This is a genomic window from Pseudomonas abietaniphila (assembly GCF_039697315.1).
Lineage (GTDB): Bacteria > Pseudomonadota > Gammaproteobacteria > Pseudomonadales > Pseudomonadaceae > Aquipseudomonas > Aquipseudomonas abietaniphila_B.
Map to the genome: position 1 here is coordinate 832,137 of NZ_CP155619.1, position 17,444 is coordinate 849,580.

Annotated in this window: 18 protein-coding genes and 1 pseudogene; 14 read left to right on the forward strand and 5 right to left on the reverse strand. The window is 58.5% G+C overall.

Annotated features, from left to right (window positions below):
• Window positions 1–3: 3 nt before the first annotated feature.
• Genes ABDX87_RS03630 through alc form a run of 4 tightly spaced genes read left to right on the forward strand, consistent with a single transcriptional unit; the run spans window position 4 to window position 3,037 of the window.
• Window positions 4–645, forward strand: coding sequence for an amino acid ABC transporter permease (locus tag ABDX87_RS03630; RefSeq protein WP_346831638.1), 642 nt, complete (start codon window positions 4–6; stop codon window positions 643–645).
• Window positions 645–1,301, forward strand: a complete 657-nt coding sequence (locus ABDX87_RS03635) for an amino acid ABC transporter permease (RefSeq protein WP_346831639.1) — start codon at window positions 645–647, stop codon at window positions 1,299–1,301. Before ABDX87_RS03630 ends, ABDX87_RS03635 begins: the two co-directional genes overlap by 1 nt.
• Window positions 1,302–1,329: 28 nt before the next feature.
• The gene (locus ABDX87_RS03640; protein ID WP_346831640.1) at window positions 1,330–2,010 is read left to right on the forward strand and encodes an urea carboxylase-associated family protein; all 681 of its coding nucleotides are present in this window, start codon (window positions 1,330–1,332) and stop codon (window positions 2,008–2,010) included.
• 31 nt (window positions 2,011–2,041) lie between these two features.
• Complete coding sequence (gene alc / locus ABDX87_RS03645; protein ID WP_346831641.1) at window positions 2,042–3,037, forward strand: allantoicase; 996 nt, start codon at window positions 2,042–2,044, stop codon at window positions 3,035–3,037.
• Between the two features lie 159 nt (window positions 3,038–3,196).
• Here the strand turns inward: alc and ABDX87_RS03650 are convergent, their stop codons facing one another.
• From ABDX87_RS03650 to ABDX87_RS03660, 3 genes and pseudogenes are all read right to left on the reverse strand, one after another.
• On the reverse strand, window positions 3,197–4,540 hold the full coding sequence (locus tag ABDX87_RS03650) for an MFS transporter (RefSeq protein ID WP_346831642.1): 1,344 nt from the start codon (window positions 4,538–4,540) through the stop codon (window positions 3,197–3,199).
• A gap of 287 nt (window positions 4,541–4,827) precedes the next feature.
• Window positions 4,828–5,229 (reverse strand): NUDIX hydrolase, encoded by a 402-nt coding sequence (locus ABDX87_RS03655; RefSeq protein ID WP_346831643.1) that lies wholly within the window; start codon window positions 5,227–5,229, stop codon window positions 4,828–4,830.
• A 451-nt stretch (window positions 5,230–5,680) separates the two neighbouring features.
• Window positions 5,681–5,827 (reverse strand): annotated as a pseudogene (locus tag ABDX87_RS03660) (TetR/AcrR family transcriptional regulator); the annotation flags it as partial.
• 163 nt (window positions 5,828–5,990) lie between these two features.
• Between ABDX87_RS03660 and ABDX87_RS03665 the strand changes: the two are divergent.
• The 4 genes from ABDX87_RS03665 (at window position 5,991) to ABDX87_RS03680 (ending at window position 7,920) form a co-directional block, all read left to right on the forward strand.
• Window positions 5,991–6,299: a LysR family transcriptional regulator gene (locus ABDX87_RS03665; protein WP_346831644.1), complete on the forward strand. Its 309-nt coding sequence runs from the start codon at window positions 5,991–5,993 to the stop codon at window positions 6,297–6,299.
• A complete protein-coding gene (locus ABDX87_RS03670; protein ID WP_346831645.1) occupies window positions 6,296–6,562 on the forward strand; it encodes a LysR substrate-binding domain-containing protein in 267 nt (88 codons plus the stop codon). Before ABDX87_RS03665 ends, ABDX87_RS03670 begins: the two co-directional genes overlap by 4 nt.
• 36 nt (window positions 6,563–6,598) lie before the next feature.
• Window positions 6,599–6,943, forward strand: a complete 345-nt coding sequence (locus ABDX87_RS03675) for a hypothetical protein (RefSeq protein ID WP_346831646.1) — start codon at window positions 6,599–6,601, stop codon at window positions 6,941–6,943.
• Between the two features lie 119 nt (window positions 6,944–7,062).
• Window positions 7,063–7,920: a LysR substrate-binding domain-containing protein gene (locus ABDX87_RS03680; RefSeq protein ID WP_346831647.1), complete on the forward strand. Its 858-nt coding sequence runs from the start codon at window positions 7,063–7,065 to the stop codon at window positions 7,918–7,920.
• Here ABDX87_RS03680 and ABDX87_RS03685 read toward each other — a convergent pair.
• Window positions 7,917–8,753 (reverse strand): EamA family transporter, encoded by an 837-nt coding sequence (locus tag ABDX87_RS03685; RefSeq protein WP_346831648.1) that lies wholly within the window; start codon window positions 8,751–8,753, stop codon window positions 7,917–7,919. The two genes, ABDX87_RS03680 and ABDX87_RS03685, sit on opposite strands and share 4 nt — an antisense overlap.
• Window positions 8,754–9,246: 493 nt before the next feature.
• Between ABDX87_RS03685 and ABDX87_RS03690 the strand changes: the two genes are divergently transcribed.
• Genes ABDX87_RS03690 through ABDX87_RS03700 form a run of 3 tightly spaced genes read left to right on the forward strand, consistent with a single transcriptional unit; the run spans window position 9,247 to window position 13,109 of the window.
• The gene (locus ABDX87_RS03690) at window positions 9,247–10,332 is read left to right on the forward strand and encodes a putative 2-aminoethylphosphonate ABC transporter ATP-binding protein (protein WP_346833694.1); all 1,086 of its coding nucleotides are present in this window, start codon (window positions 9,247–9,249) and stop codon (window positions 10,330–10,332) included.
• Window positions 10,329–12,041: a putative 2-aminoethylphosphonate ABC transporter permease subunit gene (locus ABDX87_RS03695; RefSeq protein WP_346831649.1), complete on the forward strand. Its 1,713-nt coding sequence runs from the start codon at window positions 10,329–10,331 to the stop codon at window positions 12,039–12,041. The genes ABDX87_RS03690 and ABDX87_RS03695 overlap by 4 nt, the downstream gene beginning before the upstream one ends.
• Window positions 12,042–12,086: 45 nt before the next feature.
• Complete coding sequence (locus ABDX87_RS03700) at window positions 12,087–13,109, forward strand: putative 2-aminoethylphosphonate ABC transporter substrate-binding protein (protein ID WP_346831650.1); 1,023 nt, start codon at window positions 12,087–12,089, stop codon at window positions 13,107–13,109.
• Between the two features lie 51 nt (window positions 13,110–13,160).
• Here the strand turns inward: ABDX87_RS03700 and ABDX87_RS03705 are convergent, their stop codons facing one another.
• Window positions 13,161–14,027 (reverse strand): LysR substrate-binding domain-containing protein, encoded by an 867-nt coding sequence (locus tag ABDX87_RS03705; RefSeq protein ID WP_346831651.1) that lies wholly within the window; start codon window positions 14,025–14,027, stop codon window positions 13,161–13,163.
• Between the two features lie 106 nt (window positions 14,028–14,133).
• Here ABDX87_RS03705 and ABDX87_RS03710 point away from each other — a divergent pair, with 106 nt between their 5' ends.
• From ABDX87_RS03710 to psrA, 3 genes are all read left to right on the forward strand, one after another.
• The gene (locus ABDX87_RS03710; RefSeq protein ID WP_346831652.1) at window positions 14,134–15,237 is read left to right on the forward strand and encodes a 2-aminoethylphosphonate--pyruvate transaminase; all 1,104 of its coding nucleotides are present in this window, start codon (window positions 14,134–14,136) and stop codon (window positions 15,235–15,237) included.
• A 25-nt stretch (window positions 15,238–15,262) separates the two neighbouring features.
• The gene (phnX, locus tag ABDX87_RS03715; RefSeq protein WP_346831653.1) at window positions 15,263–16,090 is read left to right on the forward strand and encodes a phosphonoacetaldehyde hydrolase; all 828 of its coding nucleotides are present in this window, start codon (window positions 15,263–15,265) and stop codon (window positions 16,088–16,090) included.
• 218 nt (window positions 16,091–16,308) lie between these two features.
• Window positions 16,309–17,400, forward strand: a complete 1,092-nt coding sequence (psrA, locus tag ABDX87_RS03720; RefSeq protein WP_346831654.1) for an iron-containing alcohol dehydrogenase PsrA — start codon at window positions 16,309–16,311, stop codon at window positions 17,398–17,400.
• Window positions 17,401–17,444 lie beyond the last annotated feature (44 nt).

Genomic DNA, 17,444 nt, shown 5'->3' on the forward strand with positions numbered 1-17,444 from the left:
CAGATGCTCAACGCACTGCCCGATCTCGGCAAAGGCCTGTGGGTGACGCTCGAACTGACGGTGCTCGCCGCCGTCACCAGTTTTGTCATGGGTCACGTGATCTGGTGGCTGCGCGGACGGTCCCTGCCGCTGTGGCGAGGCGTCGGGCATTTGTACGTCAGCCTCATGCGCGGTGTGCCGTCGATCGTGCAGTTATTCATCGTGTTCTTCTCCCTGCCGCTGATCGGGCTGGGCGGCAAACCGCTGCTGGCTGCCGTGCTGGCAATCGGATTCAACAGCGCAGCCTATGTCGCCGAGATTCTGCGCGCCAACTATCGCACGCTGCCCCACGGCCAGACAGAAGCGTCCCATGCGCTCGGTCTGTCAGCGTTCGAGACATGGTGGTACGTCTCGGCACCTCAGGCGCTGCGCAGCAGCCTGCCGGCTCTGGTCAACGAGTTCACGCTGGTGGTCAAGACCACCCCGCTGGCCTCGGTCGTGGCGGTGACTGAATTGACCTACGCAGGCCAACTGGTAATCGCTCGCACGTTCGAAGCCACACCGGTGCTTGCCCTCGTGGTCGCCGGCTATCTGCTCATCTGCTGGCCAACCCTCAAGCTCGCACGACGCCTTGAAGGCCGCTTCAACCGTGCAAGGAGCCACTGATGGATTGGTCGGCGATTATCGACAACGCTCCGGACCTTGCCACCGGACTGTTGGTCACCTTGCGCTTGAGTCTGGTATCGGCCTGCTCGGCGCTCACCCTTGGCGCCTTGCTGGCGTGGGCACTGCAAAAAGGAAGTCCGTGGTTAAGCGCGGCGGTGCGCGCCTACATCGATTTCGTTCTGGGTTTGCCTATGCTGGTGTTGATCTACCTGCTGTTTTTCATTCTTCCCGAATACGGCATCACCCTCAGCTCTCCGGTGGTCGGGGTCACGGCACTGACCCTGTATTACGGTCCCTACATGGGCGAGGTGCTGCGCGCCGCGTTTGGCGGTATTGCTCGCGGACAATACGAGGCCAGTGCCGCGCTGGGCCTGCGACCCTGGGAAACGCTGCGTCACGTGCTGCTCAAGCAAGCGCTGCCCGTGGCGCTGCCGCCCTCGGTGGGCTTACTGATCGGCCTGATAAAGGACACCGCGCTGCTATCGGTGGTCGGCGTCGAAGAGTTTATGTACGCCGCCAAGCAAGCCATTTCCACCAGCTACGCCCCGCTTGAGATTTATCTGGTGGTTGCCCTCGCTTACTGGCTGATCACCCTTTTACTCGACACCGCAGCCGGCGCTTTGGAGCGTCGCCTGAATCGTCATCGTCCAGCATGAATCTGTTGTTCTGAATTGGAGTATGCCCATGTCTGTCCCCTCATCCCTGACCATTCCTGCCGGCCATGGCAAAGCCGTACGCCTGAAAGCCGGGCAATCGGTGCGCGTCATCAACACCCACGGCACCCAGGTCGTCGACTGCTGGGCGTGGAATGCCTATGACCTTGAAGAGTTCATGTGCATGGAGGCCACGCGCGTGTGGACGCAGCATCTGAACCCGGTCGTCGGCGACACGTTCGTCACCAGTGCCCGCCATCCCATCCTGACACTAGTCGAAGACACCTCCCCCGGCGTGCACGACACCTTCATGGCGGCCTGTGACCGTCGGCGCTACGAGCTGCTGGGCTGTACTCACTACCATCGCAACTGCAGCGACAACCTGTTCGAGGGCATGCTCGAGCTCGGCGTGACCCCGCCCCGCCGAAACCTCGCCTCGTTCAACATTTTCATGAACATCCGGGTGCAATCGGACAACATCACGCTGGCCACGCTACCCACCGTCACCAATCCCGGCGACTACATCACCCTGCGTGCGGAAATGGACTGTTTCGTTGCGTTCTCGGCGTGCCCGCAGGACATCGTCAACATTCAAGGCCAGGGCGACAACACGCCCAAAGATGCCGACTTGCAGATCATCGACCAGGCGTTCGCGGCTGTCAGCGTGAAGGGTCCGTGGGTCCCCGACCACGTCAAATCGGCGCGGCACTGATCCCGGCACTCATCACTTCAAGGGTTGATTCATGCACACCTCCAAACACCCGCTTGAGAAATACCTGAATCTGGCGGACGCACGCCTGGGCACGGTCGCGCTGTCGGTCACCGACGATTGGTTCGCCGACGTGAACCGTCTGTTCCTGCACACGCCCGCCGTGTTCAAGGCCGATGTGTTCGACGACAACGGCAAATGGATGGACGGTTGGGAGTCGCGACGCAAACGTCATGAAGGGTACGACCATGCGGTGATTCGTCTGGGCGTGGCGGGCACCCTCAAGGGCGTGAACATCGACACGTCGTTTTTCACCGGCAACTATCCGCCCTCCGCGTCCCTCGAAGCGTGCTTTGTGAACGACGGCGACCCCGATGAAGACACGGCCTGGACTGAAGTCCTCGGCGCCGTCGAGCTGAACGGTGACAGCCATCACTATCACCTGATCGACGACGCCCGCCCATACAGCCACCTGCGTCTGAACATCTATCCCGATGGCGGCGTCGCCCGGCTGCGCGTGTATGGCATTTCCTACAAGGACTGGTCCGCAATGGCTCCCGGGGAAACCATCGACTTGTGCGCCGCGCTCAACGGAGGACGTGCCATCGCCTGTTCCGACGAGCACTACGGGCAGATGGGCAACATCCTCAACCCCGGTCGCGCCGCCGTGATGGCCGAGGGCTGGGAAACCGCTCGCCGCCGCACGCCGGGTAATGACTGGGTGATTGTCGCGTTGGGCATTGCCGGGGAAGTCGAGCGGATCGTGGTCGACACGCTTCACTACAAAGGCAACTATCCAGACCGCGTCTCGATTCAGGGCGCTTACGTCAAAGGCGGTACCGACAGCCAGATCGAGACCCAGAGCCTGTTCTGGCGAGACTTGCTGCCGGAGCAAAAAATGGAAATGGACCGTGAGCACTTCTACGCCACGGAGCTGGCCCGACTTGGGCCGATTACTCACGTCCGTCTCAACGTGTTTCCCGACGGCGGTGTCAGTCGGCTGCGATTGTTCGGCACACCCGCGCGATAGCGCCGGGCGTTTGTAATCGCGGCGACCTGGAGTACCCGGCCCACGTGAAGGGCGACGAAAAAAATGATTTTCCATCGCAGTGAAACAAGGCCGGGCCCACAACTTCAGAGTTGAGACGGGCCCCTCAACGCCCGCGGATGCGGTGAGGGACAGTCACACTCAAGGAGCTTTTACTTGTTCAAGCCCTACCTCGTTCCTTGGGATCTCAAGCGATTTCTTGCGTGGCGCACGGGCCAGATATAACCCCAGCAATCCTCCAGCAAACAGAGCAATCGCAACCATCAACAACGCTGAGTCGTAGCTCTGCGTAGCGTCCTTGATCCACCCCATGACAGGTGGCAGGCCGAGCCCGGCGATGTTGGCGATCGAGTTGATGAGAGCGATCGATGCCGCGGCAGCGGCGCCGGAAAGGTATTCGGTCGTGGTGGCCCAGAAAACGGGCGTCGCCGCCCAGTTCAAGCCGACCGCGATCACCAGCATGCCATAGGCCAACCACGAATTATTTGTGGCCACCGCCAAAGCCAAAAGCACGCCGGCGATCATGAGTGGCAACCCCAGATGCCACGCCCGCTCTCGCTTACGATCAGAATGAGTGCCATTGAAGTACATGAAGATACAGGCAAACAGAAATGGCAGTGCAGACAAAGCGCTCACGGTAAAAGACTCTTGGCCAGATACCGACTTCACAATGAGAGGCAGAAACAGGGTAATGCCGATGGTCCCGAATGCCTGGAGTAACCAGAAAAGGCTCAATAGCCAGACCTGCCGACTGCGGAACGCCGCCGACCAGCCTGCATGATGCGAGATAGGAGTTGCAGCCTGTTCAGCCGCGATCGTCTGGCTCAACCATTCTTTCTGGTCAGCCTGAAGCCACTGCGTTGTGGCCGGGCTATCTGGCAGGTACCGCAAGACAACGATTCCAAGAACGACAGCTGGCAGTCCTTCCAACAGGAACAGCCACCGCCAGCCACTGACACCGAAATACCCGTCCAGATGCAGAAAGGCACCCGAAAGCGGCAGGCCGATAACGGAGGCCAAAGCCGCACCGATGTAGAAGAAGGACATTGCTTTTGCGCGGTCGGTACGCGGGTACCACTGTGAAAGGTAATAGATGATCCCAGGTGTGAAGCCTGCTTCGGCCGCCCCCAACAGTAATCGCATGCCGTAGAGCTGACCGGCGCTTTGCACGAACGCCATTCCCGCCGCAACGATGCCCCAGGTGATCATGATCCGCGCAATCCAGCGTCGGGCACCGACCCGGGTCAGTATCACGCTGCTGGGAACTTCAAAAATGATGTAGGTGAGGAAGAACAGCCCTACCCCTATGCCGTACATTCTGGCGGTGAGCCCCAGTTCGGCATTCATCTGCAGTGCTGCAACTGAAATGTTCGACTTGTCGATATAAGCGACCATGTAGAGCAACATCAAAAATGGGATCAATTTGATGTTGAGTCGTTTCATGGTACTGGCATGCATGCCTGCATTCACGGACGGAAGTTGCATATCGCCTCTCTGTTTTTTGTTCTGAGACTTCTGGTTCGTGTGGATCCACCATAGACGAGAGAATCAAATGACTCAATATATGATTATAAATCCCATATATTGGGATATAGCGACCAGCATTCTCAGGCGCGTCCCCGCACTGAATGCCCCGGACTGTTGGATGGCGGAAGATTTCTTGCGCAGCCTGGTGTGGGATCGGCTACATCAGCGGGCATATTCCTCATTGCCTGAGGACATTGGTGTCATCTGGTAAGACGCTGAACAGGCTGACGTTGCGAACAGCGCTATTAAAGGTCGGAGGCGCAACGTTTAAGCAAGTCACGAATCGGCTCTCGCACATTGCGCTTGCTCATGTCCTTAGGGCTGATCCAGCGGCAATCATCAATTTCATTCAGCGGGCGAGGTTTCCTGGACGACGAACGCCGCGCCTCGAACAGGAAGTGCACAACGTTGTCTTGCCGATATTGGGAGACATAGGCTAATCGATCAAAACTGAGGCCCGTTTCCTCTGCCATCTCGCGCTTCGCTGCCTGCAGCGGGGTCTCCCCTCGCTCGACGCGTCCACCCGGCAAATTCCATTTTGAACGACGCTTGCGAACGAAGAGTATTTCCCCATCCCGGCGATAGATCACCGTGGCGCGGCGTTTCAAGCCCTTGTGTTTGGCCGTACTGGCTTCCGTGGCACCCATAGGTCATCCCGTTGGCAGTGACATCACGTCGTTAGGAAATCCGATTGGGGTTTTACGACGCTTTCACCATCTTGACCCTGGAAGGTGTCGATCTGATGACGGTGTAAATGGATCGGTCATGTACGAACACAGGTATCGGCGTCCGCTCACAGACCTTGACCCTGGCTGACAGGGACAGTTCCGGCAGGTGTGTGGATACTCGATGGGGGATGGTTGTTTTCAGGTTATCGACCGCTATCCAGCGGTCGATAACCTGCGGATACGCAACGCACTGGAAAGCGCTCAACCCGGAAGCAGGCACCGAGGTCGGTGTGAACATGAACGACTTTGATCCGCAACTTACTCAGAACACGCCAGTGAGATTTTCTGATGGCGCGAATACGTGGGCTTATCTGGATTGAGCTTTTGGACGGTGGACTTCTCAACTACTCAGCACGCGCAGCCATACAAACTATGCCGGCAATGGCCCGTAGGCACGGTAGGTATCAATCAGCGTGTCAAATAGCGAAATGTCCGATCGACTCCTGGCAATAAGCTGAGCACCCGCCACGGCCGAAAAAATCGCTCGGGCTCGCTTTTCACTGTCTTCTGGCTCGCATGCCAGGTAACACGGACGATTGGGTCATCATATTTCCTTGTTGTTATGTACATGGGCGGGCATTCTGCGAACCCGATCATAGGGAGATGGTTTTCTGCCCGGCAGTCGCAAATTGGTTGGCCTGACAACCATTGGTTAGCATGCGCCATTACAGGAGGCACTCATGAAACTGCATCAGTTGCAGGCATTGGTCGCGACTGCAGACTGCGGCAGTATTCGTGCCGCAGCCCGCCGAATGCAGGTGTCCCAGACCGCCGTGGCCAAGGCGTTGCGCGAGCTTGAAAGCCAGTTGCAGCTTTCCCTTCTGGTTCGCAATGCCAGCGGCGTGATGCTCACCCAATACGGACGGTCGCTGCTGCTGCACGCCAGACAAATGCTCGGTCAGCTGGAACAGGCGGAGCTGGAATTGGCTCACCTGCGTGTCAGGCGGAGGGTCACCTGCGGCGGGGTATTTCTCCATGGATGGGAATGACCCTGCTGCCAGAAGTGGTGCTGCTGTTTCGGCAAAAAATGCCGCAGGTGAGACTGGGGATTTTCGAGGGTTTGATGGCCGTCACCCTGCCTCGGCTAAGGGACGGCACCATGGAGTTCGCCGTCGGTCTGGTCTCAGGGCTGCTGTCCCGACCGGAGTTCACAAGCGAGCCATTGTTTTCCTACAAGATGGCGGTCGTTGCGCGTCGGGGACACCCAAAGCAGCACTGCCGCTCAATGCAGGATCTGCTGGATCAGGACTGAGTGGTCAATGACCCGGACGCCGATCATGAAAGCTTCATGACCGAACTGTTCTGGCAACATGATGCGCGTATCGCCGTAGAACGGGTCCAACGGGCACAGCCGCTTCAACTGATGCTGTCGCTCATGAAGCAGACGAACATGCTCAGCCATTGCCCCGAGCCCATGCTGACCGTGCCCACGTTCAAGGAGCGCATTTTAAAGCTTGAGCTGTCCGAGACATGTGCGACCGACACCATCGGAATCGTGACCTCGCGCTATGCCCAACTGGGAAGCGCGGCACAGTGCTTTGTAGAGTGCCTGCTGCACGTCATACGACGCCGATCCCGCTCGTGGAAGCCGGAAGATCGACACCTGTTTGACACGCTCCAGCTACTGACCTGAGCAGATCGTGCTCAGTGCCGTGGACACCGCTTCTCGCCATCCATTGAATGGACCCATTAAGATAGCCGCCTGACTCCTGGCTTCAACGACCGGGGTGACATCAAGCCAGAGTGCGCAAAATGCTTGAATCGGAACTCAAGGCCTTCTACATGGTTGCCCAGCTGGGCAGCGTGACCCTTGCCGCCAAGAAACTGGGCTTGAGCCAACCCACGGTGACCAATCAGATTCGTCAGTTGGAGAGTCAGTTCGCGGTCGAGCTTTTTTACCGTGGCGGCAGGCGTTTGACCTTGAGTGAAACGGGCGCCCGCTTGCTACCGCTCGTCAAACCCATGATGTCCCAGAGCTCGAACATCGAGTTTTTCCTGAACAATGCGAGCAGCAAAGCCGGGAAGTTGCGCATCGGCGCCACCGCGCCCTATTACATTCTCGATCTGGTGAAGGCGTTTCGAGAGCTGCACGGATCGCAAGTCAGTCTGGAGTTGGGTAACTCTCAACAGATGATCGAAGCCCTCGATGATTACCGCGTTGACCTGGTGACGTCGTCTCAACAGCTCACGGATGCCCGACTTTACTGTTTGCGACTGGGGCAAGATCCGCTGGTACTGGTGGTCCATCGCAGCCATCCGCTTGCGAACCAGAGCCGCATTGCCTTGAGCGCCATCGCCAGTCATTGCGTGCTGATGCGGGAACAAGGCTCCCACACCCGACAGCTCACTGAAGAGATGCTGGGCCACGCCCGGCTCACCCTTGAAAACGTCATTGAAATCGGCAGCCGGGAAGCCATCCGCGAAGCGGTGCTTCGCAACATTGGGGTCAGCATCATCGCCCGCCACGAAGTTCCGGACAGTCAGGAGCTGCGCATCGTGACGATTCATCAGGCAGCGATGCTCGACGAATTTCTCTACTGCCTCAAAGAGCGTCGTGCTGCGCGCCTTATCGATGACTTCCTGCAAGTCGCGCAAAAACGCTTCGGTTAAGCCGCGGCCTTGATCAGCAGGATCCCTGCGGTGACGGTGAGCGCCGCGATCAACCGGCGCCGTCCAAAGGGTTCTTTGAACAGCAACGTGGCAATCACTGCGCCGATAATCACGCTGCTTTCCCTTAGCGCTGCAATTTTCGCGACGTGATCCAGCGTCATGGCCCACAGCACCAGTGCGTAAGCTGCGCAATACGTCAGCCCTCCGAACACCGATAATCGCCAATTTTCCCGCAGATGACGGCGCAGAGCCTGACGACGAAATCTGGCAGCAAACAGCGGGATCGGCACACTCAAGACCAAGGTGAAATACACCAGGTACGACAGCACGCCCTGCGAACTCCGCACACCTTGAGCATCTATCACCGTATACAGCGCGACACACACACCCGCCGCCACCGCATTGCGCGGCGCGTGCCATTGTTCGGTCACGTGCAACAGGCTCAGGACGCCCAGGGATAAGATCACCACGCCCACCATCCCCGGCAGGGATAACGATTCATCCAGCCAACAGGCGGCAAACACCACCACCAACAACGGGGGCACTCCCCGAACTAACGGGTACACCTGGCCGAAGTCTCCGAAGTGGTAGGCGCGAATCAGGAAATACCGATAAAACACATTGACCACGGCAGATAGCACGATCAGCCCCCATACCGACAATGAGGGCAACTCGACAAAGGGCACAGCCATCAGCGCAACGACGAACGCCACACCGTCGACTGTCGCCATCGAAGACAGTCGATCATTGCTGGACTTGACCACTGCGTTCCAGCTGGCGTGCATGAAAGCAGAAATCAAGACCAGCAGTGTGGCCAGATTGGTATCGGACATGGGGAGGCTCGCTGTAGGAAGGCCGTCAGCATGCCGCCCCGACAACCATCAATCCAATCGGTTATAGAACGATCCTGCATCAGTAAAACTGATGATCAGATGTATTTGCGGACGTTAGCGTTCGGTCCGTAGAAGGTCCTATCGGCTGAGAAACTGCCAAAAACGCTATGAATTCATAGCCATTTTTGCGCAGCAGAAAACGACGGTACCAATCCAAAAAACCCGATTCAAACCATTGAATCAGATAGCTTTTATTGGTTTTCCCCGATGAATCAAGCCGGGTTGTTTGCGCCATCTTTGTTTTTTTTCGGTTTTGTATTTGCGGGTCAATTTTCTGCGTGATACATCAAATCCAAGCGAGTTGACACCCGCACGGCAACGACAGATTGCCGGCTTTCGCTTCTTTCCTACCTGCCCGTCATTTGTTCATTTCCGTTGGTTTACATCGGTACCACCATTGTTATTGGTGGCTGGCATTGCACAGGGAAACCTCATGGCTCCTACAGTTACTCAACTATCTACCGTGCCGCTATCGGTTCAAAGCGTGGGTAAGTCCTACGGCAAACTGAGCGTCCTGAATGACGTGTCGCTCGGGGTCGAGGCCGGAGAACTCGTATGCCTGCTCGGCCCTTCAGGGTGTGGTAAAACCACCCTGCTGCGCATTATCGCGGGCCTGGAAAAGCTAGACGCGGGCCGTTTGATACTCGGCAACAAGGACATAACGCGCGCTCATCCACACCAGCGCGATTACGGCATCCTGTTCCAGTCTTATGCCTTGTTTCCCAACCTGACCATTGCCCAGAACATTGGCTATGGTCTGAGCACACGCAACCTGCTGCACTCTCAAATACGAGAGCGCGTGGAGGAAATGCTTGAGCTCGTGGGCCTCACAGCGATTGCAGACAAGTACCCGGGCCAATTGTCCGGCGGGCAACAACAACGTGTGGGCCTTGCGCGGGCTTTGGCGCCTTCCCCTTCGTTGCTGCTGCTTGATGAGCCAATGTCCGCCCTGGATGCCAAGGTCCGCGAACACCTGCGCCATGAACTCCGCGCCCTGCAGAAGAAGCTTGGCATCACCACCGTCATGGTCACCCATGACCAGGATGAAGCCATGGTAATGGCGGACCGCATCGCCGTGATGAATCAAGGACGGATCGAGCAGTTCGACACCCCGGAAAACATCTATCGCTCGCCCGCCACGCCTTTTGTTGCCAACTTCATCGGCCATGCCAACTGGCTTGAGTATCAGAGTCTGAGTGATGGCCAGGCTCACGTTGGATCGGTGTCGCTGCAACTCGATAAGCCTCATGCAGGAGGGCCGGGCCGACTTTTTTGCAGACCCGAAGCGCTGCGCGTCGATAACCTGGCCCAACCCTCGAACAGCATGGCCGCCCGCGTCATTGAAAAACTGTTTCTGGGCAACCGCTACCGGCTCACCGTTGAGCTGGAGCAACTTCGCGGCCAGCACCTTGTTGCAGAAGTCAGCGCTGACCTCAACGCCGTGCAGTTGAACGCTGAACGGGTATGGCTGACGTTTCCGCCCCATTGCTTGCGAGCGTTTCCAGGAGTCGGCCAATGACCAGTCTGCGCCTACCCCAGTCGCGTGAGTTGCCGCCTCAGCCCAAGACGAATTCGTCTGCGGCGGCGAAGCTGGACCTGCTGTTCAGCGGCGGATTAAAGCTGGTCATGGTGATGGTGCTCGTGGTCGGGCTCGCCCTTCCACTGATCGCCATGCTGAGCAAAGTGGCCGATGTACAAAACGGAATCGCCGGCGTTTGGCAGATGCTGTCGAGTTCCCGATTTTTATGGCTGTTGGGTAACAGCATCAAGGTTTCACTCAGCACGGTCGCGTTGGTGGTGCCCGCCGCGTACCTCTTCGCTTATGCCCTGCAACGCAGCTGGATACCCGGCAAGGCGCTGCTGCGCAGCATCTCGCTGCTGCCACTGATGGCACCGTCGATGCTCTCGGCCATCGCGCTGATTTACTTATTCGGAAATCAGGGGCTTCTCAAATCCTGGTTCCCGGACGGTATCTACGGCTACAGCGGAATTGTGCTGGGCCAAGCGTTTTACAACTTCCCCATGGCCCTGATGATCCTCATCTCCGCGCTGGGTCTGGCAGACGCACGCCTGTACGACGCGTCGCTGAGCATGGGCGCGACTCACTGGAAAACCTTCCTGAATGTCACGTGGCCGAGCACCCGGTACGCGGTGTTTGCCGCCAGCTGCCTGGTCTTCACCCAAACGATCACCAACTTTGGTATTCCCGTTGTCATTGGCGGGGACTATCAGGTGCTGGCGATGGAGGCTTACAAATCAGTGGTGGGCCAGCAGAAGTTTTCCGAGGGCGCACTGATTGGCAGCATCCTGCTGGTGCCTGCGCTTATCAGTTTTGCGGTTGACGTGTGGATGCGCCGCTTGCGCGGAGGCCAGGTCAGCAGTCAGGCAGCCGCCTATGTGGCGCCGGACAACGGCCTTCGGGACTTCGTTCTGCTGTTGGCCGCAGGCATTGTCGCCCTCGCGCTGTTGAGCCTGGTGGTGGTCGCAGTCGGGGCTTCGCTGATCAACTTCTGGCCCTATGATCTGTCGGTTTCACTTCGTCATTACGACTTTGAAACCAATGGCGATGTTGGCTGGCTGGCCTACCGCAACAGCTTGATGCTGGCCAGCCTGACAGCGCTGATCGGCACCCCGGTGATTTTCACGTGCGCCTACCTCATGGAAAAAACCCGCAGCGGGTGGCTCGACAATCTGCTGCGACTGCTGTGCATGCTGCCGATGGCGGTGCCAGGTCTGGTCATGGGCCTGGGGTATGTATTTTTCTTCAACCATCCCGATAACCCGTTGAACGGGATGTACGGTGGCATCGCGTTGATGGTCGTGTGCTGTGTGATGCGCTTCCTGACGCCGGCTCAAATGACGGCGACTACCGCACTGCGTCAGCTGAACGAAGAGATCGAATACGCCTCGCTGTCGTTAAAGGTCCCGCTGATCACCACCTATCGGCGTGTCACGCTGCCCATCTGCCTGCCCGCGCTGCTCGAAGTTTTCCGCTACCTGTTCGTGTCTTCGATGACGTCCGTGTCCGCACTGATTTTCCTTTACAGCCCCGACACCGTGCTCGCCGCAGTCGCAGTGCTCAACCTGGATGACGCAGGCAATATCGGCGCCGCCGCGGCGCTGTCCTCGCTGATTCTTTTGACCTCGGCACTCGTCTCACTTGCGCTTTACCTGCTTTCGCGCGGTCTGCTCAGGCATACCCAGCACTGGCGAACCGGTCACGCCTGACCCCCGACATTCCTGCTGCCAACCTTCCACTTAAAGAGACCTACCATGATTAAATCCTGGACTACAGCCGTTGCCGCCGTTCTTGGTTTTGGCGTTGCCGCCAGCGCCTTCGCCAGTACAGAACTGACCGTTTACACGGCCATGGAAAACGAACAGCTGGCCGGTTACAAAAAAGCCTTTGAAGCCAAAAACCCTGATATCCAGATCAAGTGGGTACGGGACTCTACCGGCATCATCACCGCCAAGCTGCTGGCGGAAAAATCCAACCCGCGAGCCGATGTCATCTGGGGACTCTACGCCTCGAGTGTGGCGCTGCTGGGCAAAGAGGGAATGCTGGAGGCTTATGCGCCCAAGGATGTGGAGAAAGTCGATCCTCGTTTTCGGGACAAGCAGGTCCCCCCGCTGTGGGTCGGCAACGGGGTCGAGGCGACCGCAGTGTGCGTGAATACGGTGGAGGCGAAAAAGCAGAACCTCCCCATCCCGACGAGTTGGGAGGACCTGACCAAGCCGGTGTACCAAGGCAAAATCGTAATGCCTAACCCCGCCTCTTCCGGCACCGGTTATTCGGCGGTCAATGCCTGGATACAAATCATGGGCGAACAAAAGGCCTGGGACTTCATGGACAAGCTGCACGCCAACATCGGCCAATACACCCACTCGGGCTCCAAGCCTTGTACCCAAGCCGCCATGGGCGAGTACCCGATCGGCATTTCCCTCGACTTCCGCGCCATCACCCTGAAACGCCAAGGTGCCCCGCTGGACATTGTGCTCCCTGCCGAAGGGCTCGGGCTGGACATCAACGCGGTCGCGTTGATCAAGGGTAGCCACAACCTGGAGGCGGCGAAAAAACTGGAGGACTTCGCAGTGAGCGAACAGGCATTCCTGCTGTACCAGCCCAACGCTGCGGCGCTTGCCCGTCCGGAGTTCAACAGCAAGCTGGCGGAGATGCCGAGCGCCTACTACGACCGCCTGATCACCGTTGATTTTGACAAAGCCGGCAGTCAGCGTGCTAGCGTGCTGGAGAAGTGGCGCGCTCGCTACGACGGTAAGTCCGAACCGAAGAAATAAGCTCGGAACTTGCCTCTCCATAGCGGCCACACCGCGTGTGACCGCTATGACTTACGCTGAATCCACACGCCCATCAAGCGCCATGAACGCCGCAATCAAGCGTGATTCAGCGCGTCGCTCCAGGCATCCGATCATGTGACGGTTGGTCAGCCCCTCGCCCACAATGGGCACCGCGATCACTCGCGGGTCGTGGCTCAGCTCGACCGACGACACAATGCCAATCCCCAGATCAGCAGCCACGGCTTCAGTCACGGCTTCCCGACTGTCCAGCTCCAGCAACACCCGAGGTTGAACGCCTGCCTGTTCGCATGCCTTATCGAAGGTACGTCGAGTGATCGAGCTCGGCTCGCGCAACACCATGATCTGCTGATCCAACTGGTTGATGTCGATCCGCTTGCCGGCCAACGAGTGGCCTTGCGGAACCAATGCGCAGATCTGCGAAGGCGACATTTCCTGCAAGCGCAGACCTTTGCGCGGTTCGACCTCAGTCATCACCGCCACATCGGCGTGCTCGGACAACAGCGCTGCCAGGGTTTCCTGGGCATTCCCCAACCGAAGGTTGACCACGACCCCGGGGTATCGGGCACGCAAGCTGGCGATCATGGGCATGACCCGGTGCGGGCCATCCGCCGCGACTTCCAGACGTCCGGTCAGCAGTTGGCGATTGGACTCCAGCAATGCCTGTGCCTCCTCGACCAGTCCGAACATCGCCCGGGTGATGGCCGCCAGCTGAATGCCTTCCTGGGTCAGTTCTACGCGCCTGGCCGTCCGTCGCAGCAAGGTGATCTGGTAATGCTCCTCCAGCATTTTCACGTGGCCGGTCACCGCCGGCTGACTGATGAACAACCGTGCGGCCGCACGGGTAAAGCTGCCTTCGCGGGCGACGGCGTCAAATGCGCGGAGTTGAAACAGGTTCATATCTATCGGCCTGACTTATACCTTGGATAACAACAAACAATTTGCTTGATACCCGGCGTGATTGCAACCTGTGCTCCGTACCTTAAGCCACTCCTGAGAAATCACTATGAGCACTGCTGCGCCGATTCTGTTGACCCCAGGCCCCCTCACCACCTCAACCCGTACCCGTCAGGCGATGATGATGGATTGGGGCTCTTGGGACGGGGACTTCAATGAAATGACGGCCAGCCTGCGTGAGCGATTGCTCACGATCATCAACGGCCAGGACTCCCACTATTGCGTGCCGCTACAAGGCAGCGGCACGTTCGCCGTCGAGGCTGCCATCGGCACATTGGTGCCGCGTAACGGAAAAGTCATGGTGTTAGTCAACGGTGCGTATGGACAGCGACTGGCGAAGATCTGCAGCGTACTGGGCCGCGCCTACAGCACATTCGAAACGGCCGAGGACCAGCCGACCACGGCAGACGATGTCGACAGACTGCTCACTGAGGACCGCGACATCACCCACGTCGCACTGATCCACTGTGAAACCAGCACGGGGATACTCAATCCGCTGCAAGCCATCTCGGAAGTGGTCGCAAGCCACGGCAAGCGGCTGATCATCGATGCAATGAGCTCGTTCGGGGCGCTGCCCATCGATGCGCGTGAACTGCAATTTGATGCACTGGTCGCCGCGTCAGGCAAATGCCTGGAGGGGGTACCGGGCATGGGCTTTGTGTTCGCCAACAAGCAGACACTGGATCAGGCGCAAGGCAATTCGCATTCGTTGGCGATGGATCTCCACGACCAGAACAGCTATATGGCCAAAACAGGCCAATGGCGCTTTACGCCCCCAACCCATGTCGTCGCAGCCCTTCACGAAGCGCTTCTGCAATACGCCGAAGAAGGTGGACTGCCCGCTCGTCATCAGCGTTACGCGCAAAACTGCAAAACACTGCTGGACGGCATGAGCGCGCTGGGGCTGCGCAGCTTTATCCCTGCGGACATTCAGGCGCCGATCATCGTCACCTTCCATGCGCCGGACAGTCCTAACTACCGGTTCAGGGACTTCTACGAACGCGTCAAGGCCAAGGGCTTCATTTTGTACCCGGGCAAGTTGACTCAAGTTGAAACCTTCCGCGTCGGCTGTATCGGCTGCGTGGACAGCCGCGGCATGCAAGGCGCCGTGGACGCTATCGGCCAGGCCCTGCGCGAAATGCAAGCCATCTGAACCCTCACCTCAGCGGAATCCAGTCATGAACTACAACAACCCAGCTAAAACCCAGGCACTGATTCTCGATTGGGCGGGCACCGTCGTCGACTTCGGATCGTTTGCGCCCACTCAGATTTTCGTCGAAGCGTTCGCCGAGTTTGACGTAGCGGTCTCTATCGAAGAGGCACGCGGCCCCATGGGAATGGGCAAGTGGGATCACATTCGCACGCTGTGCGACCTTCCGGCGGTCAGTGAGCGGTACAAAAAGGCCTTTGGACGCGCGCCGAATGACGACGACGTCACGGCCATTTACAACCGTTTCATGCCCTTGCAGATCGAGAAAATCGCGACTCACTCGGCGCTCATTCCCGGCGCGCTAGCGACAATTGATGGCCTGCGCAAACAAGGCTTGAAGATCGGATCCTGCTCCGGCTATCCGGCAGTGGTCATGGAAAAAGTGGTCGAACTGGCTCGACGAAACGGCTATGTCGCCGACCACGTTGTGGCGACCGATGAGGTGCCCAACGGCCGCCCGCATCCCGCGCAGGCCTTGGCCAATGTGATTGCTCTAGGCATCAGCGATGTCGCCGCCTGCGTCAAAGTCGACGATACGGTGCCCGGCATCCTCGAAGGGCGCAGTGCGGGCATGTGGACCGTGGCGCTGGTGTGCTCCGGCAACGCGCTGGGCCTGACGTACGAGCAATACAAAGCGTTGGGTACAGACGCACTGGCCAGTGAGCGTGGACGTATTCACGGCCTCTTCGAAGGCGCTCGCCCTCACTATCTGATTGACACCATCAACGAACTTCCGGCCGTTATCGCCGACATCGACCGACGTCTGGCGGCCGGTGAAGTGCCTCAAGCTTCATAACCAAAACGCTGAGAAAGTTCTCAACTCAGTAGCCCCTATCGACAGCCGATGCAATGCGCATCGGCTGTTTCATATTTGCAGGCGTTAGCCATTGCCCAACCACCTGCCGCACCTGTTGCTATCGGCTGGACCGATACAAACCCCGAATCAATCGATTTGAGCATTGCTCGCCACGCCCCGATCATGACTTCCAGAAAACAACAACAAGAGGAAGCATCATGCCCGCCCATTTCCACAACCCTGTCGCCACTTACTTTGGCAGTGGCAGCCTAAGCCAGATCACTGCGCTCACCGCTGGCCAAAAAGTGGCGCTGGTGACGTTCCCCGAAGCCCGCGGTCTGGGATTGATCAAACAGGTCGAAGACTTGTTGGGCGACCGCCTGGTCTACGTCCTCGAAGACGTTCAGCCCAATCCCGACGTCCAACAGCTGCGGTCGGTGTACGAGCATTTCTGGCAGCACGCCGAGCACTGTGACGTGGTGTTCGCCCTGGGTGGCGGCAGTGCCATAGACACCGCCAAGGCGCTGATCGTGGGCACCGAATCGGGTCGTTTCGATGAGTTGCTGGCACTGCTGGCGCAGGGCAATCCCTTTACGCCTGCTCACTGCAAAACACTCATTGCAGCGCCCACGACTGCGGGTACCGGCAGCGAAGTCACGCCATGGGCGACGATCTGGGATTCGGCGCAGAAGAAGAAATACTCGCTGCACCTGGAATGCACCTGGCCGAAAGCGGCCATTGTCGATCCGGACCTGATGCTGACGGTGCCCGCCAGCGTCACCGTGTCCACCGGACTGGACGCACTGTCCCATGCACTGGAATCGATCTGGAACGTGAACGCCAATCCCATCTCGGACACCTTTGCCGTTTCGGCCATCGAGGAAGTGTTTCTGTGTCTGCCGGGCCTGCGCAAGAACCTGCACAGCCAGGAGCTGCGTTCAGGCATGGCACTGGCGGCGCTCAAGGCAGGGATGGCGTTCTCGAACACCAAGACCGCGTTGGCGCATTCCATCTCCTATGAAATGACCCTGCGCCACGGCTTGCCCCACGGCATCGCCTGTTCCTTTTCCTTGCCTTATGTACTGGGCCTCGCGTGGGGCCGTGATCACGAACGTGACCGCGTGCTTCAACGGGTCTTCGGCCCTGACCTGGCCAAGGCTCAGAACCAACTGCAGAACTTCCTGCAAAGCCTTGAGGTGAAGACGGAGTTCTCTGACTACGGTGTGAGCGATACCGAAGCCCGAGAGATGGTCGAATACGCCCTGCAAGGCGCGCGAGGCAAGAACTTCATCGGCGCGCGCGCCGCCTGACGGACCCTGCGCAACTACGCTGGAACGATCTTGTTCATCGTTCT

Bases quoted from the DNA above. Each gene is read 5' to 3' on its own strand.
- ABDX87_RS03665 (WP_346831644.1), top strand. From the start codon at position 5,991: ATGAAACTGCATCAGTTGCAGGCATTGGTCGCGACTGCAGACTGCGGC.
- ABDX87_RS03640 (WP_346831640.1), top strand. From the start codon at position 1,330: ATGTCTGTCCCCTCATCCCTGACCATTCCTGCCGGCCATGGCAAAGCC.
- ABDX87_RS03670 (WP_346831645.1), top strand. From the start codon at position 6,296: ATGACCCTGCTGCCAGAAGTGGTGCTGCTGTTTCGGCAAAAAATGCCG.
- ABDX87_RS03655 (WP_346831643.1), bottom strand. From the start codon at position 5,229: ATGGGTGCCACGGAAGCCAGTACGGCCAAACACAAGGGCTTGAAACGC.
- ABDX87_RS03680 (WP_346831647.1), top strand. From the start codon at position 7,063: ATGCTTGAATCGGAACTCAAGGCCTTCTACATGGTTGCCCAGCTGGGC.
- alc (WP_346831641.1), top strand. From the start codon at position 2,042: ATGCACACCTCCAAACACCCGCTTGAGAAATACCTGAATCTGGCGGAC.
- ABDX87_RS03690 (WP_346833694.1), top strand. From the start codon at position 9,247: ATGGCTCCTACAGTTACTCAACTATCTACCGTGCCGCTATCGGTTCAA.
- phnX (WP_346831653.1), top strand. From the start codon at position 15,263: ATGAACTACAACAACCCAGCTAAAACCCAGGCACTGATTCTCGATTGG.
- ABDX87_RS03685 (WP_346831648.1), bottom strand. From the start codon at position 8,753: ATGTCCGATACCAATCTGGCCACACTGCTGGTCTTGATTTCTGCTTTC.
- ABDX87_RS03650 (WP_346831642.1), bottom strand. From the start codon at position 4,540: ATGCAACTTCCGTCCGTGAATGCAGGCATGCATGCCAGTACCATGAAA.
- ABDX87_RS03630 (WP_346831638.1), top strand. From the start codon at position 4: ATGCTCAACGCACTGCCCGATCTCGGCAAAGGCCTGTGGGTGACGCTC.
- ABDX87_RS03635 (WP_346831639.1), top strand. From the start codon at position 645: ATGGATTGGTCGGCGATTATCGACAACGCTCCGGACCTTGCCACCGGA.
- ABDX87_RS03710 (WP_346831652.1), top strand. From the start codon at position 14,134: ATGAGCACTGCTGCGCCGATTCTGTTGACCCCAGGCCCCCTCACCACC.
- ABDX87_RS03705 (WP_346831651.1), bottom strand. From the start codon at position 14,027: ATGAACCTGTTTCAACTCCGCGCATTTGACGCCGTCGCCCGCGAAGGC.
- ABDX87_RS03695 (WP_346831649.1), top strand. From the start codon at position 10,329: ATGACCAGTCTGCGCCTACCCCAGTCGCGTGAGTTGCCGCCTCAGCCC.
- ABDX87_RS03700 (WP_346831650.1), top strand. From the start codon at position 12,087: ATGATTAAATCCTGGACTACAGCCGTTGCCGCCGTTCTTGGTTTTGGC.
- ABDX87_RS03675 (WP_346831646.1), top strand. From the start codon at position 6,599: ATGACCGAACTGTTCTGGCAACATGATGCGCGTATCGCCGTAGAACGG.
- psrA (WP_346831654.1), top strand. From the start codon at position 16,309: ATGCCCGCCCATTTCCACAACCCTGTCGCCACTTACTTTGGCAGTGGC.